This is a genomic window from Paraburkholderia sp. BL6669N2 (assembly GCF_003387275.1).
Lineage (GTDB): Bacteria > Pseudomonadota > Gammaproteobacteria > Burkholderiales > Burkholderiaceae > Paraburkholderia.
On record NZ_QUNA01000001.1, the window covers coordinates 1,310,778 to 1,336,309 of the forward strand.

Here is a 25,532-nt window from a genome sequence, read left to right on the forward strand (position 1 = left end):
CGCTGTTGACCTGCCGGGCTGCACCCCGCGCCCGGCAGGTCCTTTTTCTTCAAAGCTGTCCCACCGGATGAGGTCGACGTGAAGCGTGTCCCGATGATGCCCCTGTGTGCATTGCTCGTCGCCGCGACGAGCCGCGCCAACTGCCTCGACGATGCCGCGCGGTTTCATCACGTCAATGTCCGCCTGGTGCGCGCGATCGCCACCGTTGAATCAGGACAGCGCGCCGGCGTCGTCCATCTGAATGATGACGGCACCACCGACATCGGGCTCATGCAAATCAACAGCCGGTGGCTCTCGAGGCTCTCCCGCTTCGGCGTCTCGCGTGCAGACCTCCAAGACGGCTGCACCAATGCCTATGTCGGCGCGTGGATCCTGTCGCAGGACATCCGTCGCCTCGGACTCACGTGGGATGCTATCGGTGCCTACAACGCCGGCACACGTCAAAAGCGCATTGCCTATGCACGTCGTGTTTACCGGCAACTGCACGCCGCACCGCAAACCGGGGCCCAGCACCAGCAAGCCATGACTGCCGGGGCTTCTCATTCGAGCTTCGTAGCCCGACTCTTCGAACCTATCGGATGGGGAAATGGGCAATGAGCCGGCTCACGTACGAATACGCGATTGAGGTACTGAACGATTACCTTGGTCCACTGCAACCCATGCTGGCCGATCCTGACGTCCAGGAGATCATGGTCAACCGTGCCGACACCGTCTTCCTCGAGCGCAACGGAGCTGTTTCATATATTGCTGGCGCAGACCTCGATCCGGACGCGCTTGACCGCGCCATTACGATTCTCGCCAATGTCAATGCAAAGGCACAAACACCGCTGCTCGATGCGCGCCTGCCCGGTCTTCGGCTCGCAGCCGCCAGACATCCGGTTGCCGTTCACGGCGACATGCTCTCGGTCCGCAAGCACGCGCGCCGTCGCATAGGTCTCGGAGAATATGAACGTAACGGTGCGTTCGACGTGCTGCCTGCGGCACGGTCCAGCCCCGCACGCCGTCGCAATGCAGCCCTGCTTGAACGGTTGGCTGGCGGCGGCGCTGCCCTGCGGGAGTTTTTTCAATGGGTCATGCGTGAGCGGATTAACGTCGCGTTCTCAGGCGGCACGTCGTCTGGCAAGACAACTCTGCTCAACGCGATGATCGATGCGATGCCGGCAAGCGATCGCATCGTGACTATCGAGGATACGGCCGAGCTGCAGGTCCTTGCACCCAACCACGTGGGACTGGAAACCAACCTCGGCATCACTGTCCGCGACCTTGTTCGCTTCTCGCTGCGTATCCGCCCCGACCGCATCATCGTCGGTGAAGTCCGCGGCGCTGAAGCATTCGACTTGATGGAAGCGCTGAACACGGGTCACCCCGGTTCCATCGTCTCGTTCCACGCTGATTCGGCCGATACGGCACCCGCGCGACTCGAATCGCTCATTCGCATGAGCGACGAGGGGCGTTTGATGACGATGACAGACCTGCGCCAAAAGATCGCCTCGACGTTCCGCTTCTTCGTGCACGCCGAGCGACAGGGCGCAGTCCGCGGTCCCGTCGAAATCCTCGAAGTGCTCGGCGTTGAACACGACCGCTACAGCACGCGTCGCCTTTTTTCCCGCTACGCGGACGTCGAGGAGGCAGTTCATGCATGAATCAACCCCTATCTCCCAGGGCGTGATTGCTGTGCGTCGCACGATTTCCGTTGCCGTCAACATGAGCCGCGCACTTCGGACGACCTGGCAAGGTTTGCTGCTCCAGCACGAGCGTGCCATCCGCGCCATCCTCGTTGCGTTGTGGCTTGGTTCAATCCCGATCTTTGCACATGCGGGGATCTGGAACGGGGGCCTGTGCACGGTCTATCAGGACGTGCTCGACAACGAGCTGCTGGAAGTCGTGTCGCTGTCTGCACTGGTCGGCTCGATCGTGCTGTGGCTGCTCGATGATGGTCGCAGCAACATCAAGACCCACGTGCTGCGCGGCGTGCTGGGCACGCTCGCAATTTTGAACATGCCGCTACTGTGGGCGCAGGTCTTCAACCACGGTGCAGCCTGCACCGGCACGCTGTGAAGAGCGAATCGGAGACACACGATGGGCGCACAGCACGCTGACCACCTCGATGCAACTGGCGAACCTGACGATCCGCTCGCAGCACGTATCCGCAAGACCATGCTCGAACAGTTCCTGCTGTTTGGTATCGACCGAAAATGGTGCATCGCGCAGTGCGCTATCGTCATCACGTTCGCCGCCGGCATGCGAAACGCATGGGTACTGCTCGCGGTGCTGGTTACGCACCCCGTATTGTGGCTTGCCGTGCGACGCGATCCGGACCAGATCCGTTGCTACACGAAATATAGCCGCCAAGGCGAGTACTACGAACCGCGCCAGCTGCTCCGCCAGAAGGTCAACGCACGTCCGAAAGGCTTTGCGAGGAGTTTGCCATGCTGACGCCTGCCTTCGCACGCCCCCCGTTCGACGCGGAATCGCTCACGCGCGTCGCACAGCGCACCGATGGCGATCGCCGCTCGACTGCTGAACTGGTGCCATGGCTCTTCCGTTTCAGCGACTCGCTCATCGTCAACAAGGATTCGGCGCTGATGGCGACATATGGCTTCACCGGGCCTGACGCGGACGCGCTGTCGACCAGCCACATCCTTGAACTGATGGACAACCTCCTCACGTCACTGCGCGACATGGCTCGGCGCCCGATCACGATGTGGTGGACGGTTCATCGCCGCCGTAGTGCGCGGTATCTCAGCGCACCAATGCCAGACCCGGTTTCGCAGCAGGTCGATGACGCACGGCGAGAAACATTCATGAAGGCCGCGAATTATTCGAACCGTCACTTTCTGACGTTCACGCTCGCGCCGGAAGTCGGCATCGATCGCTTCGCCGGCAAGCTCACCCACGGAATGACGCACGACGGGCTCTCCCTCATCAACTCGCTGCTCCAGGCCGTGCGCGGCACCTTCTCCGACCAGTATCTGTTCGCGTACACCGCGTCCGAACTTGCCGCCGTTGTGGAAGCCTTCGAACACATCCTGTTCGGCTTCGTCGCCGGCAATCCTCGACTGGACTGTCAACGGCTGTCCGGCAACCGCCTGGGCGCCTTCATGCACGCGTGCGGCTCGCCCGCCAGCGACCATCTGCAGGCGGTCTCCGTGCCGGACATTCCTGCACTCGACGTTGCAATGTGCGATACGGAAGTGCGCCCGGGTCACGACTACTTGCACTTCTATGCTGGAGGTCGGCAACGGTTCGGGATCGCCGCGGGCATTCCGGCCCGTCGTGACTTCTGGCCGGATAGCGTCCTACCGACCAGTCTCGACGGCCTTCTCAAGCTTCCCGGCGAAGTGACCATCAGCCATTGCTTCCGGCTCACGTCGCCGTCCGCTGCGATGCACTTTATCGACGGCGTGCGCCGCTATCACGAGGGACGCCGGCTCGATACGCGATCGCTCCTTGCCGCCACACTGCGCGGCGGAGATCTGACGGGTGCACGTCAGAACCAGGCGCGCTCGGCCGCAGCCGACGAAGCCAACCGTCGGGCCGGCAAGGTCGAGATGGCCGAAGAACTGTATGGGTACTACAACCTGTCCGTACTGTCGTACTCGCCCGTCTTCGAAACCGGCCCGTTCGACGACGGACACACCGCTGAGGCGGCGTGGACGCAGGCCGTGGCCACGCACAAGGCGGTCGAGGAAGCGCTGCGCGCGGCTCAGTTCACGCCGGTACGCGAAACGCTGCACGCCCTCTCGGCGTTCGCGACCACGATCCCCGGCATGTGGCGCGAATGCGCGCGCTGGTCCTTCATCGACACCGAGGCTCTGGTGCGCCTGCTACCGTTGCGTGGCGTGTCCGATGGCCACCGCGTCAACGCACATCTCACGAAGGAAACGGGCGTGCGCTGCCCCGCGCTTGCCGCGTTCCCGACGGAGTTCGGCACCCCCTACTGGTTCACCGGCTTTCTCGGTGACGTCGGACACATGCTGGTGTGCGGTCGCACAGGCTTTGGCAAGACGATCTTCATGCTGCTGTGCGCGACGCTCTTTCGCAAGTATCCGAACGCGTGGCTGTATGGCTTCGACAAGGACCAGTCGATGCGTATCCCGACGATTCTCCAGGGCGGTCGTTACATGCAGTTCGACAGCGAGGCCAGCGACGTCCATCCCAACGAGCTAGCCCGAATCAATCCGCTGATGCTGCTCGCGGACCGACGCCATCTCGAATTCCTGGTCGAATGGATCGTGCTGCTTGTGCAGCAGCGCGGCACCTATCGCGTCACTGCTGCTGATCGGCGGGAGCTGCAAACGGCACTCGCCGCCACGCGCAGCCGCAGCGACCGGCGATTGTGGCGGCTGCGCACGGTTCACGCGTCACTGCCGGCAGGGCCGCTCGCAGACGAGCTCGCTCTGTGGGTCGGGCCTGCCGTGCATGCGCACTACTTTGACAATGTCATGGACAGTTTCGATGACGCGCGCTGGGTTTCGATGGCAACCGACCGGATTCTGGCGAATTCCGTCATCGCGCGACCTTTCCTGTCATACGTCACCTACCGCATACAGGATTCGCTCGAGCAACGCCGCACGAACGGTGTCATCGGCCCGACGGTAGTCATGCTTCCCGAGATCTGGAATCTGCTCGACGATGAATCGTTCGCGAGGCAGATCGGCAACTGGATCGTCACGATGCGCAAGAAGCTCGGCTGCGTGTGGATGGATGCACAGTCGCCCGAACAGGTGTCGTCGTCGGCGATCTGGCCGCAGATCCGCGATAACGTGCTCGTGCGAGTTTTTGTGCCCGTCGAGAACTTCACACCTTCCGCAAAGACCGCTTATCAGCGGGATTTTGGACTGTCCGACGGTCAGATTCGCGCGATCCAGAAGCTCGTTGCAAAACGCGACTATTTCATCGCCGAGCAGGGTGGCGCGTCACGCCGCGTCTCGGTGCCCCTCGATCCCCGCACGATCGCAATCCTACGCTCGGAAATGAGCGCGCAGATCATGTTCGATCGGCATCTACATTCGGGTCTTTCGGACTGGAAGGAGCGGTACATCGAGGAAGCAACAGCACAGGCGCGCGGGAATCAAATTCCTACAGCCGACCGTGAGGTCGATCATGCGTGATACCCCACTTTGGGGCGCTCGCGCTTCGCTCTTTGTTGGCCTACTTTTGTCCATCAGCACAGCTCGGGCTGGCGGTGGCATGACAGGCGGCGCCACGGAGATCACACAACTCCTGAACCACGCGGAGCTGGTCTCCTCCGTAGCGCAGCAAGCGCAGATGGTGGAGCAAAACGTCCAGGCGCAGATCACGCGCCTGCAGCAGTACGTGACGATGGTGCAGAACCTGAAGCAGGTACCGATCTCGCTCATCGACCAGACGATCGCCCCGTATCGCACGCAGATTTCGAATTTCCAGTCGTTGTCCACGGCGATCACGCAGTTGCAGCAGGCGGCGAACGCCACGAGTGCCCTCTTCGGGCGCAGTCTGTCGGAGATGAATACAACCGGCATGTCCCCCGCGCAGTGGCTGTCGGCCTACACGTCGCTCGCCTCGACGCGCGGCGGAATCTATCAGCAGCAGCTCACGCAGGACATGCAGAATCTCGACACGCTCGCCGGGCGCGCACAGAACCTGCAACAGATCCAGTCGCAGATTCCCAATGTCACCGGCACGGTGCAGGGCCTGCAGATGCTGAACCAGCAATCGAACGTAGTGGCCGGCGAAATGGTGGATTTGCATGCGCTCATGCAGCGTCAGGTCGCGCAGCAGATGCAGGACCGTGTCGCCCAAGCGCAAGCGCAGGGTAATGCCGCGCAACTCGCCGCCGCGCGCGCCGCGGCGATGGGTCAAATCAATCAGCAGGAGCAGCAGAAGACGCAGGGGGCACCTGACTTCAACCTGCTGCAGGATCAGTAACTCCGGGAGCCGACCATGTTGCTACGCTGGCTGATCCGCTCCCTCTGCATGACATCTGCCGAACTGCGCGTCGTGCTCAAAGGCATCCGTGCGTATCGCGGGCGCGGCCGGGGCATCGATGACGAGCACAACGAAACGTGGCGCTTTGACCGACGGATTAACCGCAACATCCGGCTGTCGCTGCTCACCGGATTGCTGGTCGTGCAACTCGACAGCCCCCATGTGTTCGCGGCCGGCTGGCTCGCCCTACCGCTCGCTGCGCTGCTGGCAATGGCGCGCCTTGCAGGCGCCCTGCGGTGAGCACTAGGAAGCCGCGCCATGAACGACGTCATCTCGGTGCTCAACACGCTATTCGCGACGATGCAGGCGAAAGGCATGAGCCTGCAGACACTGTTCCTCTCCGATGGCCTTGATCTGCTCGCTGCATTAGGTCTCGTCATGGCCACCTGGCACGTGTTCCTGTGGCTGCTCGAGGGCGACTTCCCCGGCTTCTTTTCGAACCTGTTCCGCCACCTGATCAAGTGCGCGGTCATCCTGGTGTTGCTCACCGCATGGAGCAGCACGGTTCACAGCTATTTCGTCGACAACATGCAGACGATGGCCTCACGCGTGTCCGGCAGCGACGGCAATCCGGGCGACCTGCTGCGTGCGCTTGTCAATGCCGCATCGACCATCATGCAGGGCGTGCGTACCGAAGCAGCGCAGGTCTGCGAAGAAGTGCCCGACGTCACGCCCGAAGGTGTCGTGATTCCGAACACCGAGCATCAAGAATGCGGCTCGGCCAGTGATGCGGGCGCGAACTCGGCGGGCCTGATCTCGATCTGGACGCTAATCAAAAACCTGCCGCTAATCTTGCTCGCCTTCCTTGCGAAGGCGCTCGCGATCATCGCAATCACGCTGATGACATTGATCTTCGTCGTGGTTGTGCAGTTCGGATCATTCCTGCTCGACATTGCGTTTTGCCTTGGACCAGTCCTCATCCCCTGGTACGTGCTGCCTGCCGGCGAATTCCTCTTCGATGGATGGCTACGCTTCACGATTTCGGCAGGCCTCTTTAAGGTCGTGGCGTGGTTGATGATGGCGATCGTCTACAGCGGCGTGCTGCCCGGTATTCAGGGGCTCGTGCAGCAGACGGCGACGCAAAGCGGCACGAACAGCGACGCCTATTACGCGACGAACTACCTCGCGATGCTCGCGCTCGCGCTCGTCTGCGGTGTGGGAGCTTTCATGATGTGGCAGGTGCCGGACATCGCCAAATCGCTCGTCTCGGGCGGCGCTGGTGGTGGTTTGCGGGGCTTTGGCAAGGGCGTCGTTGGGAACAAGTTGACGCCCAATATTCTGAAATGAGCTTAATGATGATGACGCTCGTTGTGTTGATTCGCATAGTACGCATTCCAGGACGCATCGGCGTCCCGGTAGTGCTGTTCATCGGCTTCGCGCGATTGCTCACGGTCGCGGGGTGTTCGGCCGAGCACAGCCCAAGCGAGAAACACAACTGCTCCCGCCAGCATCATCGCCACGCCGAAATGCTGCGCACCGACCTGATACAGGACGAATGCCGCGAACAGCAGGATCGGCAGTACGCAATACAGCAGAATGATCTTGAGCTTGGCCATGGCTGCACCCTTGCAGCAGGTGAACTGGGGCCCAGTGTAGCACCGTGGGCATGCGTTTCCCGAAAGGGTTGAGTCATGCGCAAACGCTTGCACTTCCGCGTGTCTTCCCGCACCCAGGCACCCGCCGCTGACCTTCCGTCGCCGCCTAATACGGGCGAGGCGGTCGCGGCCTGGTTCGCCGCCTTCCAGCGACCCCTCTGGGAAAAGCGGCTCGCAATCAAGGTGGCCGCCGCGTTCGCGCTGATTGCTGCCGGTGAATGCGCTGCACTGATCGTGCAGAGTGTGCACAGCGGCCCGCGTCCGTATTTTGTCGAACACGACGAGAAGAGTGGCGCCGTATGGGTCTCGGACCGATACGCCGAAACCTACTCGGTCACCGCGGCGAACAAGCGCTACTTCCTCGTGAAATGGGCGTCGCGCGTCTTCACGATCGAAGCGGACAGCCAGGACACGCTCACGCGCCAGATCCCGGCCGCATTCGGCTGGACGTCGGGCGCCGCCACGCAAGAGCTGGAAACGTACATTACCGCGACCGATCCGGTCGCGCAGCGCGTCGTGCAGACGCCCGGCCTCACCCGCGAATTCATCGAGAACTCCACCTCGTTCTCACCCGATGGACAGGTCGCCTACCTGATCTTCACCTTGATCGAGAGCGTGAACGGCAAGCCGTCCCGCCCGAAACAGATGCTGCTCACGGTCAGCTTCCTTCTCGCGCCTGAAACGCTGAAATCCGGCGAAGAGAAGGACAACCCGATCGGGCTTCGTATCACCCACTTCAGCCTTACACCCTATCTGGGTGTCAATCCCGGAGCCACGCAATGAAGCTTCTTCTTTCGACTGCGTGCGTCACGGTGCTCCTTGCGATGTGCGCCGTGACGGCCCGGGCCCAGGGCGCAGCACCATCGCCTGCGCCGTCCACGCCGCTGCCCGCAAGTATGGTAACGACAGTCCCGACGCAGCCCGCGGAGAATACCGTTCGCATCCCGACGCCGGGGCCCCGCGCCCGACACGCGCCGGCGTCCCGTGCGCACATCAACGGTCCATATCCGGCGCCCGACGATTCGTCGCTCGTCGTCTACGACTATGACCCGGACTACCTCTATCCCGTACTTGTGCGCACCAACGAGGAAACGCACCTGGTGTTCGGCCCCGACGAGGAAGTCACCGGTGTCTACCTGTCCGATACGGGCAAGCGCTGGCTCGAGCATACGGCGCTCACCAAGCGCGACGTGTTCATCAAGGCGCGCCTGCCCAGGCTCGACAATGCCGCGACGATCATCACGTCGCGCCGGCGCTACGAACTGGACCTGCGCTCATCGGACAATGGGACGGTCTATCACCGCGTCTCCTGGCACTACCTCGATACCGATGCGCAAATGACAGCGGCACAGGTCTCGCCCTTCGGCATCGAGTACCCGGGCAACGCTCCTGCGCTAAGCACGGGCGCACAGGCGAACGGAAGCGCGCAGGCGGCGTCGACTGTCGATGCACGCTCAGGCGGTCCGCGCATCGCACTCGACCAGGCGAACTTCGACTATCGCGTGGAGGGAGATGCACCGTTCACGCCAGTGACCGTTTTTGACGATGGAAGGTTCACGTATCTGCAGTTTCCCCATCACGCCGACCTGCCCGCGATCCTGCTGATGGACGACAAGGGCCATGCTGAGATCGCCAGCTTCGTGCCGCTCGGCAACGACCTATTCGAGGTGCAGCAAATCGCCCCATACGGCCTGCTGCTCAAACGCGGCAAAGAGGAAGTACGCGTCTTTAACGGTCGGGGCAAAGGCTGCGGTCTGTTCGGCTGTGATTCGGCCCGCATGAAGAACATTTACGGGAAACCGTGAACATGGCCGCCCCGGAAAAAAGCGGCACCCCGCTCACGCCTGAGCCAGCCAGGCTCACACGCATCCGCCGGAACCTCGCGAAAACGCTGCTCGTCGCGCTGTGCTCCGCACTGCTCGCGATCGTCCTGGTGCACGCGTTGTCCCATCCGCGAGAAACCGCGGCAGAGCGGCGCGAGCGCGAGCAGATTGAGGCGGATGCGCGGCAGCCGAAGGCCTCACCGGATGCGATTCGCAAGCGCCTCGAAGACCAGCGGAACCTGGCGCTGGCACGCGCGGGCGATGCCGCGTCGGCAGCCAGCGCCCCGCTCGGCGGCACACCGCTCGACGGCATCCCCAAGGGCGTGCCCGGAGACGATGCCGGTCCGCTGCCCCGAAACTACCGGACGGCTGGCCCAGGCACCCCCGATCGCGACGCCGATCGACTCGCGCTTCAACGGCAGATCGACGCCATGCAGAGCCAGTCGCTCGTGGCTTACGAGGACACGGGTGGAGACAACGGCAACCCGTCCGCGGGGAACGGGCTGTCGCCCGACCGCATCGCGGGCAGCCTCGCGCACCTTTCCGGCTTGCAGGCAGCACCACGCAGCCCATCACCGGGTGGTTCCTCGGAGACGACCGCGTCAGGTCTCACCCCCGTCAATGTGTCGAGCGCCACCGACCGGCGCAACGCCGACTGGGTCAGACAACAGGGCGACGCGACTGGCGATGCGAAGCCGCTGGTTCCAGTCTCCATCGATTCGCCGTACATGGTGATGGGCGGCACACCGATTCCCACGGTGATCCTGCAGGGCGCGAAAAGCGACATGCCCGGTACCTTCCGCGCGATGGTCGACCGCGACATCTACGACAGTATCGATGGCAGGTGCAAGCTGATCCCGAAGGGCACGCGGATTCTCGGTCGGACAAACAACGATGTCGCGATCGGACAGGATCTGATGCTCATGGCTGCCACCCGGATGATTTTCCGGCACGCGACCATGCGTCTCGATGGACTGACCGGCAACGATCCCGACGGCGAGGCGGGTGTCACCGCCGAGGTCAATAACCACTTCTTCAGGATCTTCGGGTCGACCTTCCTGATCGCCGGCGTCGCCGCCTGGATCGGCCACAACCAGAGTCAACAGAGCGGCACCACGATCAACGTCAACGGAGGCGCGTCGACCGATCTGTCGGAAGCGGCAGCACAGTCCCTGTCACAAACGACCCAGACCATTCTCCAGCGCAACATGAACATCCAGCCGACCCTGAAGCTGGAGCCCGGTCAACGCATCACATTCATCACACAGCGGGACATGATGCTGCCGCCCAACGTCACTGATGGGAGTTGCAATCAATGAAACATTCCACCACCGCTCTTTCTGCAGCCTTGCTGATCTTCGGCTGCGTGCTCCATACGGCCTGCGCCGAGTCGCCGCCCACTACTGGGCCGGTCTATGATTTCGACTGGCGTCTGAGCGGCGCCTCCGAAGTACGACCGTACCAGGTGTTCGACGACGGCCAAAAAATCTATCTGCAGTTCGACGGACCGGAACACGTGCCGGCCATCTTCGCCGACATGCCAGACGGCCTGGTACTCGTGCGCTGGCGGCCCGACCCGCCTTATGTCGTCGTCGACCGGATGGACACCGCGCTGGTATTTCGCTCCGCGGGCGGGGAAGCCCGTGCGGTACGAACGGCGCCGGTCGGTCCGCCCCGGATGGCTCACTTCGGGCTAGCTCGACCATCTGAGCAAACGCCGGTTACTTCAACCCAGGCGGTAAAAGGCGCCCCTGCCGGCAGCGTCAATCCTCGCGACGATCCATCCCAGTAGAAAGAGTCTTTTGCCCAAAAATTCTGACTGTCCACGTTACGTGGACAACACTATTTTTCGGACAAAACCGATCGCATCCAAAGCGTTCTGCCGTCCACGGTACGTGTACAATGAATAAACTTGGACAACCGCAGACTTTGCCATGCATCCGGCCGACCACGATCTGCCTCCTCTGCTGGAAGCTGCCGCCACCGCGTTCGGCGATGCGACCGGCGTTGCTGTCCATCTGCGCAAGGCGCCACCCCGATCCGGCGCGGATGCAGTACTGGAGTTCCATCTGGGCACCCGCCGCTACAAACGCCTCGCGCATGTCAAGCGGACGATCGACCGCTACGGCACCTTGGCCGCTGTCCGCGCGCAGGCCGCGCCGGGCGACGGTGACCGGCTCCTGCTCGTGACATCGTATCTATCGCCTAACATGATTAACGCGTGCCGCGACATGCAGGTTGATGCGCTCGACCTGGCCGGCAACGCCAGTCTTCTTCTAGGGGATAGCGTCATTCTCGTGTCTGGGCGCGCACGCTCGGATAGCAGCCCGCAGGCACGCAGACAGACCTGGACCAGATCGACACTGCGCGTCGCGCTCGCCCTGCTCGCGGTCCCTTCGCTGCTGGAAAAAACCTACCGCGATATCGCACAGGTTGCCGGCGTCAGCCACGGAACGGTCCAGAATGCCATTCACGGCATGCTGGCCCGGCGCGACCTCATCGAGCAGCCCGGCGGGCACGGTATGCAGTTCGCCGACGCAGGCCGGCTCATCGATGAATGGACCACGTTGTACCCGACACTGTTGCGTGGATCACTTCAGCTCGGCCACTTCCGCACCGACATCCCCGACTGGTGGAGAAGCGTTCCCGAGCTTCCCGACCGATGCCAGTTTGGTGGAGAGCCGGCAGCAGCCATCCTCACGCAATACCTGAAACCCGCCACATTCACCGTATACTGTGCCAGCGAGGTCCCGAGGGAGTGGATCGCGAAGGCCCGCCTGCGGCCCGATCGCGACGGCAACATTGAATTCCTGAGGTCCCCAATCCCGCTCCAGTCTGCGGCTGGACTTCCGCAGAACATCGCGCCGCCCCTGCTCGTCTACGCTGATCTCGTGGCGAGTGGCGACTCGCGCAATCTCGAAACGGCCCGGTTAGTGCGTGAACAATATCTCCCCGCTTGAGCCTCGCCCCCATCGCCCTTTTCCAGCCGAAATGGTGGCCCTTTTGCGTGAAGTGGCTGCCGCTGCTTCCGAAAAGAGCATCCAGTGGTTTGTCGGTGGGGCGAGCGCACGCGACGTCGTGCTGACCCACGTCCACGATATCGAACCGACACGGGCCACTGCAGACGTTGACATCGGCATTTCCATCGAAAGCTGGGCCGGCCATGACACACTGAGAACGGCGCTGCTCACGTCCGGCCACTTCGAGCAGCGAGGTAACGCAGCCCACCGGCTGCACTACCAGGCGCCTGAGACCGGCGCCAGAACCTGGCTCGATATCGTACCGTTCGGGCGCATCGCAGACGATGGCGGCGAAATCGCCTGGCCGCCCGATCAGGTCATCCGCATGAACGTCGCCGGCTTCGAGCAGGCGCTGCAGGCCGCTGTGCCGGTACGCATGGACGCCGATCTCGTGGTGCCCGTCGCTTCCCTTCCGGCCCAGGCAATGCTCAAGATCATCGCCTGGAAAGATCGGCACACGGTCGATCGCAAGGACGCAACCGATCTGCTTTTCCTGCTGGCGTGGTACGGCGAGGCAGGAAATCTCGAGAGGCTGTATGCCGACGACGCCTTCGACCTGATCGAACGGCACGAGCACGATCCCGATATCGGCGGCGCGGCCCTCCTCGGCCGCGACATGGCGGGTATCGTCACGCCGCAAGTGCGCGATCAGATCCTCGCGGTCATTGCGCCGGACGATCCGTCGCCCCTGATACTGACGCACATGATGGCAAGCCGCGCACGGATTCCCGGCGGCGATACGGCTGAACGGATCAGTCAGCTCTTTGACGCGTTCCGCCAGGAATTTGTCGCGGCAGTTTAGCGAGGAAGCGGGACTTGGCCGACCCGGGCAGGAAACATTCCCGACCAGTGCCGGCTAACCCGGCACGCCCTGTCCTGCTCGCGCCTGGAGGTCCGTCAACTGAGCAAGCGCATCCCTCGCGCGCTCCACGGGCACAAAAATGTGATCGTGAAATGCGGCAGCAACGACGTTGCAACTGATGCGGGCCCTGGTCAGCGCGTCAGCCACTGCAGCCGTGAGTCCCACAGCCTCCAGGTCGGAATGGACGTTCAGCGTGATCCAGGCCGCCCGGAAAAGAACAGGTAACCCTTCGCGCAGCGCCGTCGATTCATCGATGATGACGGTCAGCCCCTCGCGCTCACGAAACGTCGCCAGGGGAGCGAGCTGCGACACGTCCCTGCCTGCCAGCACGGACGAAAAAACATAGGCGCCTTCATTCAACTCTGGCTGCATGGACGCCAGCAGCTGTGCGAGATCCGAGACGGGTTGGCTCACTGCGCTCCCTGTACAAGAAGAGGGTCAATCGGGCAGGTTCACCGGCCGCGGCATCGCGACCCGTACCCACGTCGAATATCAAAAACTATAGCGACCGACATGCAAAATTGTCACTCATAGTGCGTGTCATGATAGAGCGTGGCCTCAAACAGGTCAAATACGTACGCTTCGATATCTTTCCGATTGAGATGTCGATGCAGTACGACCCCCTTACCCTGTTTGGGAAACGCCTGGTCGAGCTTCGCAAGGCGCGCGGCTGGTCACAGGAGCGCCTTGCGCTCGAAAGTGGCCTCGCCCGGTCGTATGTTGGCGGGATCGAACGGGGCCAGCGCAATATCGCCCTCTATAACATCTGCGTGCTTGCCGCCACACTCGGCGTTTCTCCCGCTTCCATGCTGGATTTTGATGAGCTCACGTGACATTGCATGATTGGCCTGCTATGCAATCCCACCCACTTTCTGCAATCAGAGCGTCGGCACATCCGTCGACCTGCCAGATCTTCGCTTGTGAGAGATCGTGACGCATCGGGAGATCAAGTTCAATCCCGTCAAATTCATTTGAATAGCGAACAGAAATGATCGGCCAAACCGCCTTGATTTTTCGGTAGCGCCGACTATGATTCGCGATTGAAGTTGCCCGCTGGAGCGCGTCCAGCGTCTTTTGCAGTACCGTCGCTCGTGCGACACCTTTCGCGGTTCGCTTCGTCCCACTGTCTGGACCACCGCAGGTCTTTTGACCGGAAGCTTTCCTTTCTTGCCCGTCTGGGGAATTGTCATTCCCCGACACGGGCCGTGGCGATTCCCCTTTTTCGTTCTGGAGAATCGTCATGAATCAGTCTGTCGAACCCCGCAAGTATTTCGACCTTCATCTGTGCGGCCTTGGGTATCTGTCCCGTGTCCGCGATGTTACGGCCAAAGGCAATGGCCGCAGCAAGGCCAAGCCCTTCCTCGCCTGCGCCATCTCCGCGTTTCACGGCGATCCGAACGTCGAGAATGGCGTCGTATATCTTCCGCTGGACCTGATCGTCTCGGGCGAGAAGGCGAAGGAATCTGTGCGCGCCGTGATGAACGACGCCAACGATCCTGACGTGAAAGTCCTCGTCTCCTTCCGCGCTGGTGACCATTACATCCGTACGTTCGAGCGTACCGGCAACCGCGCGGGTGAGACCGGTGCTGTCCTCAAGGGGCGCTTGCTCAAGCTCTTCTGGATCAAGGTCGACGGCCAGGAAGTCTACCGTGACGAAAGCGACCGCGAAGACGACGACGCTGAAGCAGGCACCGACACTTCCGCGGAGACCGTCAACGGGCATGAACCGTCGACGGGCGATAGCGATCACCGCGATACGCCTTCTGCGGACGAACCGGCCAACAGCCGCGACATCGGAGCGTCAAGCAACGATGCAGCAGCGGCTGAACGCACGGCCGAACGCACCGACGCGCGCAGCAACCGCTATCCGCCGCTGCGCCGTCATGCGAACGGGAGCGCCCGTCGTCCGTCCGCCAGCGCCGAATGACCGGCGCCCCTCGGTCCCCGCCTCGTGCGGGGGCTTCCTCTCGCGCATTACCGGACTGCCGGTTTTCCAGAGCGACACTCCCCGAGCCCGCTCCGGAAAGCCGGTACCGTCCCGCAGATCGTCGACCGGGTCCACGGCGGCCCCACTACGCCGTGCCGTTTGCGCCGGACCGATCATTCCGGCCCAGACACGCGCCTGGCAGGCATTAACTGCCAGGCGTCATGCGTCATTGGCCCTCACTGCCCACCAGGGCCAATGAGGGCCAATGAGGGCCAATGACGCATGACGTGTTCACTGCCGACCTGCCAGTTGCAGGTCCGTCTGTCGCCGCGTCAGGCGACACCTTCACAGCCCTCTTCCGGTGCCATTGTCTGCACGGCTGTACCCGCGTCGCCATGATGCCGGGTCCGGAATAGCTCGCTTCCCCGCTCTCAGGTAGTTCATTTGTTCAACCCTCGCGGGGAATGCGCTCCCCGCCCGGGCAGCCAACCTCCGCTCCTTTTCCGGAGGATGTCATGAACCAGACCACTGAAACACACGGCATCGTGGCCACCATCGTGCCCGAGGACCGTCGTATGGAAATCCTGCCGCGATACTTCGGCAAGCATATGATCCGCGCCGAATTCGCTGTTTACACCGCAATGTCGTCGTTGTGCCCGACCTACCACGGCGGATTCTGGGACTACGTCGAGCTGTCCAACGGCGCGTTCTACATGACGCCCCGTCTGGATGGTCTGCTGCCCATCACCTGCGACGGCAACGGATACGATGGCGAAATGAGCAGTGACGCCGCCGGTATTGTTGCCAGCCTCTTCGCACTGAACGCCATGGCGTGGTCGACAGAAGACCCCCATTTCACAGAGCTCTATCACAGGCTGCTCGCCTTCGTTCCGTCTCACCCTGAGGCGCGCGAGATCTTCGCGGCAGTCGATTGATGGGCGGATGGACTGACGCCCAGCCTACTCTTCACGCCTTGCGGAACGCAGCCCGCAGGGCGCGTCTCCGCAATATTCCCGGAGACAACGATGTCATTCTGCACTTCCATCACCCCTTCCTGTCTCGCCATCAGTGGCTTCGATACGAGCACGCGCCACGGGTCACTGGCACGCGCGAACCGCTTCCACAGACCAGCATCCCAGCTTCATGCCGCCGACCAGCCCGATGATGACGGTGATCCGTCGCAGCAGGCCTTCCAGTGCCGCGACGGGCGCACATTGCCGCGCTATACGGCGCAGAGCGTCGATCTTCCCGACGGGCTCTACCTCGGGCTCTTCAACGGACGCGACGATCTGCTTGGGTCCCCGCTCGTTACAGGGTTTGATGGACCGCTGATCGGCCGGCTGCGTTATTGCCACACCGTCGAGGCCCGCGACCTCAAGCTCGAATTCCTCGATCCGTTCGAGGGTTATCGTTTCTTCCCCGACATGGAGCACGTGGCCGGACGCGACGGGCAGACGCCTACCGGCAGGATCACGATGCCGATCCAGCTCATGCTGAACGCGGGAGCGATCGTTTTCGACGGACGGTATTTCGCCGACTGGACAGTCTTCATTATCAGCTCGGTGCGTACCGTCATCGGTCGCGACCTTCGCTCACAACGGCGCGTGTGACCAGAGCCCTGTTGCCGCATCACGTCATTCTTTCGCCTGCGCCGAATCAACGGTGGATTCCCCGCGGGGCATCGCACCCGCCTCGGGATAGACGCACCGCGCCACCTGCAGAACCGTACGTCACCACGTGAGGCGATAGCTGCAGTTTTTCCGGCGCCTTCCTGTCTGCGCCGCTGCCTGCCCGGCGTACGGCCAGACGGAATCAATTCGCATACGACTTTCCAAACCGGCGGGACTACATGCCCGCGAGGGATGGTTCCGCCTCACCACGTGGAGGCATCATGATCTCTCTTTCCGGCACGCTCGACGTGCGCACCATCAAGGGCAGCAACGGCCCGTTCCAGGTCGGCGAACTGACCACGTCTGTCGGCGAATTCAAGGTCAAGGACAAGGTGCTCGAGCAGTTTGAGCCCGGCGCCTATACCGGTACCTTCCTGATCGACAGGATCTATCCGCACAGCTACGTGTGGTACGGCAAGGTCACCGTCGAGATCCGCGCGAGGCTCGCCGATGTGCAGCTCGACAACGATGAGCCGTTCAGCGAGACCGGTCAGGCACCGTCCTCGACCGAGCCGGATCCGGCCGACGAGGAACGCATACCCAGTGCCGCAACTCCCGCCCATGCCGACCAGGGGCCATCCCCCGTACAAACCGAAGGCGATTCTGGTGAGCTGTATCTGCCCGACCTGTTCGGAACCGAGCTGGCCGATGCGATTGTCGCCGGCCAGCCAGTGAAGCTCGATCCAACCGTTGACCGCGGCGTGTTCCGTCAGCAACGCGACCAGCTTCGCGCATTCGGTTACGCCTTCCAGGCCTCCAGCCAAACGTGGCTGAAAGCCTGATTCCTTCCACTTGCGGCGTGCCGGGCCTTCCGGCGGACGGCACGCCACGATTCGTTGGAGATCGACATGGCTTTGATCTTTCCCCGCCTCGCCCGAAATTTCGTGAAAAACGGCTACTTCCCGACCGATGCCGTCACGCTCGGACGGATCATCCCGGCGCTCGCGCTAGCCGATCCAGACCGCCCCGTACGGTTGCTCGATCCATGTTGCGGCGAAGGCGCCGCGCTGCACGAGCTAAAGGACGCACTCGGAAGGCAGTCCGCAACACCTGATGCGATCCGCGCATTTGGCGTCGAGTATGACCGCGAGCGTGCATGGCACGCGAAGGATGTCCTGGAGACCGTGGCACACACCGACATCCAGGACATGTTCATCACTGCCCGCAGCATGGGACTCCTGTTCCTGAACCCGCCGTATGGGGACGTCGTATCGGACAAGGCCCAGACTGGCGAGCGTCAGCCGGACCGTCTGGAGAAGCTCTTCTATCTGAAGGCGGTTCCCTGGCTCGCGTTCGGTGGCGTGCTCGTGCTGATCGTGCCGTACTACGTGATGGACCGCGAGTTCGCCACGATGATCGCCCGTAATTTCACACGCGTCGAAGTTTTTCTCGCCCCCGACCAGACGTTCAAACAGCTCGTTCTCTTCGGCGTCAAGCGTCGGGCGGATGGTGTCGACACTGCACTCGCCGCACGTCTCGCCCGCATCAACGACGGCGAACTGCCACCTGAACAGCCTGAGACCTGGACGGCACAGCCGTACTGCATTCCATTGGCCGCCAGTGAACAGGTCTTCATGTCCACGCGGATCGATGCGCCGCAGCTCGAGCACGAACTGCAACGCCTGCAGCACGCCACGCTCTGGCCGCAGTTCGCTGCGATGTTCGCAGCAAAGGCGGTCACGCCTCGCCGTCCCCTGCGCGACCTGTCCGACTGGCACCTCGCCCTCGCGCTTGCGGCCGGCCACATTACCGGTGTGGTTACCGGCATTGACGGCACACGCCTGCTCATCCGCGGCGACACCATCAAGCAGAAAGAGCAGGAAGTCCAGATCGAGGAAACGGACAAGGGCGACATCCGCACCACGATCCTGATGCGCGAGCCGAGTTGTCACGATCCGCTAGTGCGGGTCACGTCTTCAACCCTGCGGGGCCTTGCCCCGCAGGGGCAGGTTCCGCCCCTGCAAGGACGCCCGAATCATGACTGATACAAGCCCCACGAACCAGCCACTGCCTGCTTACCTGGTCGGCTATAGCCTCGACCACACGCACCGGGTCGTCGTCGTTCTGGGATGACGCGCCGAACATGCCGCTGCTCTACGACGACTATGAGGAACTCGACGGACAGGCCCTCAGTTTCGACGCGACGGGCGTCACGGCATGGCCGGCCGCCGACGTCTCGGTCCGTGCTGTGCGACTGCACGCAGCCGCACACCAACTCCTCGCGTTCGCACGACTCGTCGACGAACGATTGCCTCAGGCAGCAGCGATCGAGACCTGGCATCCCGAAGCCCTGGTGTCGATGACCCTCACGGCCGGACAGGTCCGCGAACTTCGCGCCTTGCTCGGAACGCTGACTGGCCGCTGACCGCGGCCGTTCCTTCTACACCTTTGTGCGCCCTGTCTCCAGGGCGCTTTCTCCGACCGTTCACCAGGACGCTCAAGGAAAGCGCTTCGCGCTGCACGTTTTCCCGCTGGTCTGCCGGTAAGCAGACCCGTTGTCGCCCGTGACGCGACACCTTCAGCCGTACCCCAGCCGCTTCTTTCCGGCGCCCTCGTCTGCGCGGCGGCGGCTCCCTTGCGGACGCCCCGGAATTTTCCTTAACCCACCCGGGTCAGCGCCCGGTGGGTGCGCCGGGCATTCACGCTGGAGCACCCCATGCTATCTCCCATCAAGGAACTGCAGGACATCTTCATCGATGCCTGCGTGCGCGCACCCGATGGCGAGCTCGCCTTCGTGTCCGTATTCGGTCGCGATGGCGCCGTTCAGCAGCTTTACGCCTCACTACATCTGGGCGTCCAGGAGGGCGGCATCCGTCAGATCACGCTCATCACTCCCGACAGCAGCCAGACGATCGCCGCCGTACCTATCGGCGATCCGCGGCGGCTGGACAAATACAGCGGTCGTCTGTCGAAGGACAACCTCTTCGGCAACCTCGTGCATACGTGGATCTACGAGGAGTCGCTGCTGACACCGTCAAAAGCCACCGGCTCGGCATGGCTGCTGGTTGACCGTGAGACGCAGGCGCACGACGAGGCGTCGCTGGAAGCACGCGTGTGGTCGCTGATTGAACAGCTCAGTCCGATACCGCTGCTGCCGCACTGGCGCTCCCTGGTCCTCACCGAACTCGGTGACCGTCTGGTCAGCAGGCTCGGCGAGACACCCTATGCACCCGTCGGACGCCTCGACGCATTCCGGATCGCGCTCCCTGATCCGTTCACTGAAGCAGTTTCCAGCTTCGTCCGCAGCGGTGCGCTCGCAATCGACTAACCCGCCTGCGCTGAGCCGACCGCCCCTGAAGTCATGAGCAGCCCTCCTTCAATTTTCCCCACCGGCGGGACCTGCGCCCCGTCTTGGGGTTACGTAGCCCGCGTCTTCTGGAGACACATCATGGAAGATCTGCAATCCGCCGTCGTCGACGGCGATGCCGAACACGACGACCTCACAGCCGACGACAACGCCGGCGACGTGATCGCCCTGCCGGACTTCATCTCGAACTTCGGCGCCGGACTGCTCGACGCCGTCCGCCAGCAAAACCCGTCGATCTACGATGGGCAGCGCCCCTCACGATGGGACGCACTGCTCGACGAACTGTCACGACAACCGTTCCCGGCCCAACGGGAAGTCATTCACGCGATCACGACACTGTTGACGCAACACGCACCGGGCGGCGTCATCAATGCCGAAATGGGTACCGGTAAGACACTGATGGGCATCGGCGTTGCCGTCCTGCTCCACCATTGCGGCTATCCGCGCACGCTCGTCATCGCGCCGCCCCATCTCGTCTACAAGTGGCGCCGCGAAATCAGAACGACGGTGCCGGGCGCACGCGTCTGGATCCTCAATGGTCCGGACACACTGCGCAAGCTCCTACAGCTCCGTGTCATGCGTTCGAGGCCAACGGTACCCGAGTTTTTCATTCTCGGCCGCGTGCGCATGCGCATGGGGTTCGACTGGAAGCCTGCCTTCGCGCGCCGCGTCGCAACGCTCGATATGGAGACTGACGCAATCACGCGCGTGTTTGCCTGCTGCCCTTCCTGCGGCGAGTTCGTGTGCGACGAAGACGGCAATCCGCTGACACCTACCCAGGCTCGGCCCGCGCTCAACGAGAAGCGTCGCGCGTGCAGTTGCGGCGAACGCCTGTGGACCCTGGCACCGAAAGGCCAGGGCACGCGGTCGATGCGCGAGCTGGTGAAGGGAGCACTGCTTCAGATGCCGACCGTCGGCGAGAAAACCGCCGAACGCCTGCTCTCCCGGTTTGGCGAATCGATGCTCGCCGACATGCTGCAGGATAACTTGTACGAGTTCATCAACCTGATGGACGACAGCGGTGAACTCGTGTTCTCGGACCGACAGGCCAAGCGTATGGAACGCGCGCTCGCCCATACCAAAATCTCGTTCGGACAGGGCGGCTATCAAGCCTCAGAGTTCGTTAAACGGTATTTTCCGCAGGGCTACTTCGGTCTGCTTATCGCCGATGAAGGCCACGAATACAAGAACGAAAACTCCGCCCAGGGCCAGGCAATGGGTGTGCTCGCCCGGAAGGCGTCGAAAACGTTGCTGCTCACGGGGACGTTGATGGGCGGCTATGCCGACGACGTCTATCACCTGCTCTATCGCCTGAACCCGACCATGCTGATCGACGACGGGTTTAACTACAACAGCAACGGCTCAATGGCGGCCGCCACAATGGCGTTCATGCGCGAGCATGGCGTGCTCATCGACATTCACAAGCAGGTCGACGAAGGCTCGCACCGCACGGCGAAAGGCGACCGCAAGAGCGTTTCGACGGTGAAAGGTCCGGGCTTCGGCCCCAAGGGCATCATGCGGTACGTCGTGCCGTATACAGCCTTCCTGAAGCTCTCACAGATCGGCCAGAACGTTCTCCCTCCCTACGACGAATCCTTGCTGCCGGTCGCGTTGACTGAGGAAATGGCGGCCGCCTATCGCACGCTCGAATCGACACTGACATCAGAATTGCGCGCCGCGTTACGCTGCGGCGACAAGAGTCTGCTGGGCGTGGTGCTCAATGCGTTGCTCGCGTGGCCGGAATGTTGTTTCCGTCCTGAAATCGTGCGTCACCCTCGCACGAAGCGGATCCTGGCCAGCGTGCCTGCATTGCTGCGCGACGATCAACCCGGTCCCAAGGAAGAAGCGCTGCTGCGACTCGTGCGCGGCGAACTGCTGAACCGCCGGCGCACGCTGGTCTATACGACGTATACGGGCACGCGCGACACGTCGGTGCGACTGAAGAATCTTCTCGATGCGGTCGGTGTCAGGGCATCCGTGCTTCGTGCGAGTGTGCCTGCGGAAAAGCGTGAGGACTGGGTCGCCGACCAGCTGGAGCGTGGCGCCGAAGTCATCATCACGAACCCCGAGCTGGTCAAAACCGGACTCGATCTCCTTGAATTCCCGACGATTGCATTTCTTCAGTCGGGCTTTAACACCTACACGCTTCAACAGGCTGCACGCCGGAGCTGGCGTATCGGTCAGACGCATGACGTCACCGTGCGATTTCTCGCTTACGAGGCCACAACGCAGATGCGGTGTCTGAAGCTGATTGGACAGAAGATTGCCGTCTCGCAGTCTACCTCCGGCGACATGCCCGAGTCCGGTCTCGACATCCTCAATCAGGGCGGAGAGAGCATCGAAGTTGCGCTCGCGCGGCGTAAGCACCTCGCGACGGCCGTCCGCAACGCGGCGTTCGCGTGAGGCATGATGGGGAATCTGGCTACATGATTTTCACTGGCTAGCAATCAATCGGCAGACGCCGCTGGGCCAGCCTGCCGAGCCAGCTTCGTAGCCACGTTCCAGGGCAACAGTTCGTCGATGCGGTTAATGGGATGGTCAGCGATATGGGTCAGGACGTATTCGAGGTAGGCGCGCGGGTTGATCCCGTTGAGCTTGCATGTGCCGATCAGACCGTACATCGCAGCAGCCCGTTCGCCCCCGCTATCGGAGCCGGCGAACAGGAAGTTCTTGCGACCCAGACTCACACAGCGCAGTGCGTTTTCGGCCAGTGCATTGCTGATTTCGGCACCGCCCTCGTCGCAGTACAGCGCGAGGGCGTCCCACTGGTTAAGCGAGTAACGGATTGCTTTGGCCAGATCGGATTTCTTCGACAGCGTGGCGAGTTTGTCCGTCATCCACGTTTTGATGGTCGCGAGCAGCGGCACGCTTTTCTCTTGCCTCACGCGCAGCCGTTCTGCAGCTGGTTTGCCGCGGATGTCGGCCTCGATGCCGTAAAGTTCGCCGATAAGTTCGAGCACCTCCCGGGTCGCCTCGGTAGGCGTTCGGGCGTGTACGTCGTAGATGTACCGTCTCGCGTGATCCCAGCATGCAGCTTCACGGATCTTGCCGCTCTCGTACAGTTCGTTGAAGCCGCTGTAGGCGTCGGCCTGCAGGATACCCTCGAATCCGGCGAGATGGGTCTGGGGGTGGATGCCTTTGCGGTCGGGCGAGTAAGCAAACCACACCGCAGCCGGTTCGGTCGAACCCGAGCGGGTGTCATCGCGCACATACACCCACAGTCGCCCAGTCTTCGTCTTCTTGTTGCCCGGCGCGAGCACCGGGATCGGCGTGTCGTCCGCGTGCAGCTTCGACGGTGCCATCGTGTGGCGGCGCAGCGCCTCAGTCAGCGGCTCGCAAAGGGCCTCACACTGGCCAACCCAGCGCCCCATGCTGGCCGGATCGAGCTTCACGCCGTCGCGCGCGGCAATCTGCGACTGCCGGTACAACGGGGCGTGGTCAGCGTACTTCGAGACGAGGATGTCGGCCAGCAGGCTCGGATGGGCGATGCTGCGCGTGATCGGCAGGCCGGGCATGGGCGACTGCGAGAAGTGGTGGCCGCACGGACAGACCGTCTTGCGCCGGATCGTGCGAATCACCTTGAACATTGCCGCGACGCGGGCGAGCTGCTCGGACACGTCCTCTCCGAGCGGCTGCATGGTGCTGCCGCATTTGGGGCAGCTCGCGTCAGCGTCCAGTACGCGTTCTTCGCGCGGCAGATGCGGTGGCAGCGCTTCTTTCGGCGATGCGTCGCCCACAGGCGTGCTCGCGCTTGATTGGCGGGCGCGTCGCACATCAGTGACACCACGCTCACCGGTCAAATCCTCAAGCGCGGTTTCGAGCCGCGCAACCTCCCGTTCCAGCTGCTCGGACTTGCGGCCGAACTGCATGCGCTTGAGCTTGTCGATCTGCGCCTTGAGCTGCTCGATCTCCAGATCGCGCTCGGCAAGCTGGGCACGGGCCTCGACCAGCAAGGCCCGCAGGGTTTCAACATCGTCGGGAAGTTCGGCGCCGTTCGACATGTGGCGCAGTTTACGAGCCTTCCTCGCGGTTTACAACATCGACAGCGCAGCCGTACGACGCGGCTGCCGCCAATCGATGCCTTCGAGCAACATCGACAATTGCGCCGCCGTCAGATGAACCTTGCCGCCATCGGCCTGCGGCCAGATGAAGCGGCCACGCTCCAGCCGCTTCGCCAGGAGCCAGAGCCCGTCCTCGGTTGCCCACATGACCTTCACGAGATCGCCCCGGCGCCCCCGGAAGATGAACACGTTGCCGCCCAGCGGATTGTCCTCGAGCGCCGTCTGTACCTTCGCCGCCAGCCCCTGGAATCCGCAGCGCATGTCTGTGACGCCGGCCGCCAGCCAGACGCGTGTACCCGTGGGCAGAGAGATCACGATCGCACGCTCCCCAGTACGATACGTAGCGTGTCGGCATCGACGCCGCCGTTGACCCTGACGACCACGCCACCGAACCGGATCTCGATCGTCCCGTCTCGCGGAGTCGGATTGCCGACGTCACCTCCATTCGGAGGCATCGCCAGGCGCTGCGGCGGCGTCTCATGAATCACCGCCACTGGAATCAGCGACGTCGTTTCGGCCTGCAATTGCGCGCGATAGCGACGCCGCCAGGTGAACAGCATGTTTGCATTGATGCCATTGTCCCGCGCCAGCTTCGCGACCGACGCACCAGGCTCACATGCTGCGGCCGCAAGCCGGCGTCGAAACTCGCGATCATAGTTCGGGCGTCCCTTGCGGCTACCCGGCCTAGCTTTCGGCTCTGTCACAGTGATGTCCATCAAATCGAAAATGATGGGCACCACTTTGATGTCGGTCCTCGCCGTCGTCTACGACGGTCGTCGTGAGGTGCTTACCGCGCGGCAACTGGTGAGTCAGGAATAGTCGGAACCTGAACTAGTAACCCATCCCCTCATGGAGGAATTCATCATGATCCACTTCGTTGCAGCGGATCTGCGCCCCGTCATCTGCGAAGCCCGCACACAGCAATGCCGAATCGTGCTGGTCAAGGATCACGGCGTCTACATGCTCTCGGAGAGAGGCGAAATGAAAAACGGCCGACGCAGCATCATCGCGTGGACTGTCGAATGCGATCCCGATACGGTGCCATTCGACGACTGGTGGGAGCGCGCCCGGGCAGAATTCGGCGGCGATGATTTCGTCGAGTATCTCGATCGCAACGATGCGGTCTTCGACCGCGTGATCGTCGAAGGCTTCGATCTCCAGATCGAAGCCGATACCGGCTACCTCTACATCAACGCTGTCGCCTCGCGGTCCTAAAGGTCTGCCTCCTTTTCGCTCCCATTCAAAGCGCCTGATCCCTTCCGGGACCGGGCGCTTTTTTTTCGGTTCATCGCGGATT

General features: G+C 62.6%; 30 protein-coding genes. 24 read left to right on the top strand and 6 right to left on the bottom strand.

The features are described 5' to 3' along the window. Positions 1–78: 78 nt before the first annotated feature. The 8 genes from B0G80_RS05895 to B0G80_RS05930 all read left to right on the top strand — a co-directional run bounded on the left by B0G80_RS05895 (position 79) and on the right by B0G80_RS05930 (position 7,257). Positions 79–597 carry a lytic transglycosylase domain-containing protein gene (locus B0G80_RS05895; protein ID WP_116117347.1) on the top strand — a complete coding sequence of 173 codons (519 nt, stop codon included), beginning with the start codon at positions 79–81 and terminating at the stop codon, positions 595–597. Beyond that, positions 594–1,643 (top strand): CpaF family protein, encoded by a 1,050-nt coding sequence (locus B0G80_RS05900; RefSeq protein WP_116117348.1) that lies wholly within the window; start codon positions 594–596, stop codon positions 1,641–1,643. Before B0G80_RS05895 ends, B0G80_RS05900 begins: the two co-directional genes overlap by 4 nt. A gap of 61 nt (positions 1,644–1,704) precedes the next feature. After that, positions 1,705–2,058 (top strand): hypothetical protein, encoded by a 354-nt coding sequence (locus tag B0G80_RS05905; protein ID WP_408967972.1) that lies wholly within the window; start codon positions 1,705–1,707, stop codon positions 2,056–2,058. Between the two features lie 21 nt (positions 2,059–2,079). Next, positions 2,080–2,436 (top strand): VirB3 family type IV secretion system protein, encoded by a 357-nt coding sequence (locus B0G80_RS05910; RefSeq protein WP_258878821.1) that lies wholly within the window; start codon positions 2,080–2,082, stop codon positions 2,434–2,436. Next, the gene (locus tag B0G80_RS05915; protein WP_116117350.1) at positions 2,430–5,114 is read left to right on the top strand and encodes a VirB4 family type IV secretion system protein; all 2,685 of its coding nucleotides are present in this window, start codon (positions 2,430–2,432) and stop codon (positions 5,112–5,114) included. Before B0G80_RS05910 ends, B0G80_RS05915 begins: the two co-directional genes overlap by 7 nt. 79 nt (positions 5,115–5,193) lie before the next feature. Beyond that, entirely contained in the window at positions 5,194–5,910 is a 717-nt protein-coding gene (locus B0G80_RS05920) for a conjugal transfer protein TrbJ (protein ID WP_116117351.1), read from the top strand. 15 nt (positions 5,911–5,925) lie between these two features. Next, entirely contained in the window at positions 5,926–6,210 is a 285-nt protein-coding gene (locus B0G80_RS05925) for a hypothetical protein (protein ID WP_116117352.1), read from the top strand. Between the two features lie 18 nt (positions 6,211–6,228). Further along, positions 6,229–7,257, top strand: a complete 1,029-nt coding sequence (locus B0G80_RS05930) for a type IV secretion system protein (RefSeq protein ID WP_116117353.1) — start codon at positions 6,229–6,231, stop codon at positions 7,255–7,257. Between the two features lie 2 nt (positions 7,258–7,259). Here B0G80_RS05930 and B0G80_RS05935 read toward each other — a convergent pair whose 3' ends face one another. Then, positions 7,260–7,526 carry a hypothetical protein gene (locus B0G80_RS05935; protein WP_116117354.1) on the bottom strand — a complete coding sequence of 89 codons (267 nt, stop codon included), beginning with the start codon at positions 7,524–7,526 and terminating at the stop codon, positions 7,260–7,262. 75 nt (positions 7,527–7,601) lie between these two features. Between B0G80_RS05935 and B0G80_RS05940 the strand changes: the two genes are divergently transcribed. From B0G80_RS05940 to B0G80_RS05965, 6 genes are all read left to right on the top strand, one after another. Then, the gene (locus tag B0G80_RS05940) at positions 7,602–8,348 is read left to right on the top strand and encodes a VirB8/TrbF family protein (RefSeq protein ID WP_116117355.1); all 747 of its coding nucleotides are present in this window, start codon (positions 7,602–7,604) and stop codon (positions 8,346–8,348) included. 41 nt (positions 8,349–8,389) lie between these two features. Beyond that, positions 8,390–9,370, top strand: a complete 981-nt coding sequence (locus tag B0G80_RS05945) for a TrbG/VirB9 family P-type conjugative transfer protein (protein ID WP_258878822.1) — start codon at positions 8,390–8,392, stop codon at positions 9,368–9,370. 2 nt (positions 9,371–9,372) lie between these two features. Then, the gene (locus tag B0G80_RS05950; RefSeq protein ID WP_116117357.1) at positions 9,373–10,707 is read left to right on the top strand and encodes a TrbI/VirB10 family protein; all 1,335 of its coding nucleotides are present in this window, start codon (positions 9,373–9,375) and stop codon (positions 10,705–10,707) included. Continuing rightward, on the top strand, positions 10,704–11,180 hold the full coding sequence (locus B0G80_RS05955; protein WP_116117358.1) for a TrbG/VirB9 family P-type conjugative transfer protein: 477 nt from the start codon (positions 10,704–10,706) through the stop codon (positions 11,178–11,180). Before B0G80_RS05950 ends, B0G80_RS05955 begins: the two co-directional genes overlap by 4 nt. A 142-nt stretch (positions 11,181–11,322) precedes the next feature. Further along, positions 11,323–12,348 (top strand): type IV toxin-antitoxin system AbiEi family antitoxin, encoded by a 1,026-nt coding sequence (locus tag B0G80_RS05960; protein WP_116117359.1) that lies wholly within the window; start codon positions 11,323–11,325, stop codon positions 12,346–12,348. Positions 12,349–12,379: 31 nt separating this feature from the next. Further along, positions 12,380–13,210, top strand: a complete 831-nt coding sequence (locus B0G80_RS05965; protein WP_116117360.1) for a nucleotidyl transferase AbiEii/AbiGii toxin family protein — start codon at positions 12,380–12,382, stop codon at positions 13,208–13,210. Between the two features lie 54 nt (positions 13,211–13,264). Here B0G80_RS05965 and B0G80_RS05970 read toward each other — a convergent pair whose 3' ends face one another. Continuing rightward, the gene (locus B0G80_RS05970; RefSeq protein ID WP_116117361.1) at positions 13,265–13,684 is read right to left on the bottom strand and encodes an ACT domain-containing protein; all 420 of its coding nucleotides are present in this window, start codon (positions 13,682–13,684) and stop codon (positions 13,265–13,267) included. A 194-nt stretch (positions 13,685–13,878) separates the two neighbouring features. Between B0G80_RS05970 and B0G80_RS05975 the strand changes: the two genes are divergently transcribed. After that, positions 13,879–14,103 carry a helix-turn-helix domain-containing protein gene (locus B0G80_RS05975; RefSeq protein ID WP_116119537.1) on the top strand — a complete coding sequence of 75 codons (225 nt, stop codon included), beginning with the start codon at positions 13,879–13,881 and terminating at the stop codon, positions 14,101–14,103. Here the strand turns inward: B0G80_RS05975 and B0G80_RS45175 are convergent. Further along, positions 14,096–14,512, bottom strand: a complete 417-nt coding sequence (locus tag B0G80_RS45175; RefSeq protein WP_147309834.1) for a hypothetical protein — start codon at positions 14,510–14,512, stop codon at positions 14,096–14,098. The genes B0G80_RS05975 and B0G80_RS45175 overlap by 8 nt on opposite strands. Here B0G80_RS45175 and B0G80_RS05980 point away from each other — a divergent pair. The 8 genes from B0G80_RS05980 (at position 14,511) to B0G80_RS06015 (ending at position 22,577) form a co-directional block, all read left to right on the top strand. Then, positions 14,511–15,197: a DUF3577 domain-containing protein gene (locus tag B0G80_RS05980; protein WP_116117362.1), complete on the top strand. Its 687-nt coding sequence runs from the start codon at positions 14,511–14,513 to the stop codon at positions 15,195–15,197. The two genes, B0G80_RS45175 and B0G80_RS05980, sit on opposite strands and share 2 nt — an antisense overlap. Positions 15,198–15,712: 515 nt before the next feature. Beyond that, entirely contained in the window at positions 15,713–16,132 is a 420-nt protein-coding gene (locus tag B0G80_RS05985) for an antirestriction protein (RefSeq protein WP_116117363.1), read from the top strand. Between the two features lie 90 nt (positions 16,133–16,222). After that, positions 16,223–16,807, top strand: coding sequence for a hypothetical protein (locus B0G80_RS05990; RefSeq protein ID WP_116117364.1), 585 nt, complete (start codon positions 16,223–16,225; stop codon positions 16,805–16,807). Positions 16,808–17,088: 281 nt separating this feature from the next. Continuing rightward, entirely contained in the window at positions 17,089–17,649 is a 561-nt protein-coding gene (locus tag B0G80_RS05995; protein WP_116117365.1) for a DUF3275 family protein, read from the top strand. 54 nt (positions 17,650–17,703) lie between these two features. Continuing rightward, entirely contained in the window at positions 17,704–18,852 is a 1,149-nt protein-coding gene (locus B0G80_RS06000; RefSeq protein ID WP_258878823.1) for a DUF6094 domain-containing protein, read from the top strand. Positions 18,853–18,950: 98 nt separating this feature from the next. Next, a complete protein-coding gene (locus tag B0G80_RS06005; protein WP_258878824.1) occupies positions 18,951–19,232 on the top strand; it encodes a hypothetical protein in 282 nt (93 codons plus the stop codon). Positions 19,233–19,523: 291 nt separating this feature from the next. Then, on the top strand, positions 19,524–20,135 hold the full coding sequence (locus tag B0G80_RS06010; protein ID WP_116117366.1) for a hypothetical protein: 612 nt from the start codon (positions 19,524–19,526) through the stop codon (positions 20,133–20,135). A gap of 120 nt (positions 20,136–20,255) precedes the next feature. After that, the gene (locus B0G80_RS06015) at positions 20,256–22,577 is read left to right on the top strand and encodes an SNF2-related protein (protein ID WP_116117367.1); all 2,322 of its coding nucleotides are present in this window, start codon (positions 20,256–20,258) and stop codon (positions 22,575–22,577) included. Between the two features lie 44 nt (positions 22,578–22,621). Here B0G80_RS06015 and tnpC read toward each other — a convergent pair whose 3' ends face one another. The 3 genes from tnpC to tnpA are packed head-to-tail and all read right to left on the bottom strand — an operon-like array spanning position 22,622 to position 24,939. After that, positions 22,622–24,175: an IS66 family transposase gene (gene tnpC, locus B0G80_RS06020; RefSeq protein WP_116117368.1), complete on the bottom strand. Its 1,554-nt coding sequence runs from the start codon at positions 24,173–24,175 to the stop codon at positions 22,622–22,624. 30 nt (positions 24,176–24,205) lie between these two features. Further along, positions 24,206–24,550, bottom strand: coding sequence for an IS66 family insertion sequence element accessory protein TnpB (tnpB, locus tag B0G80_RS06025; protein WP_116117369.1), 345 nt, complete (start codon positions 24,548–24,550; stop codon positions 24,206–24,208). Continuing rightward, complete coding sequence (tnpA, locus tag B0G80_RS06030) at positions 24,547–24,939, bottom strand: IS66-like element accessory protein TnpA (RefSeq protein ID WP_258878825.1); 393 nt, start codon at positions 24,937–24,939, stop codon at positions 24,547–24,549. The genes tnpB and tnpA overlap by 4 nt, the downstream gene beginning before the upstream one ends. Before the next feature lie 160 nt (positions 24,940–25,099). Between tnpA and B0G80_RS06035 the strand changes: the two genes are divergently transcribed. Next, entirely contained in the window at positions 25,100–25,450 is a 351-nt protein-coding gene (locus tag B0G80_RS06035) for a DUF3085 domain-containing protein (protein ID WP_102631016.1), read from the top strand. The last annotated feature ends 82 nt before the right edge of the window (positions 25,451–25,532 follow it).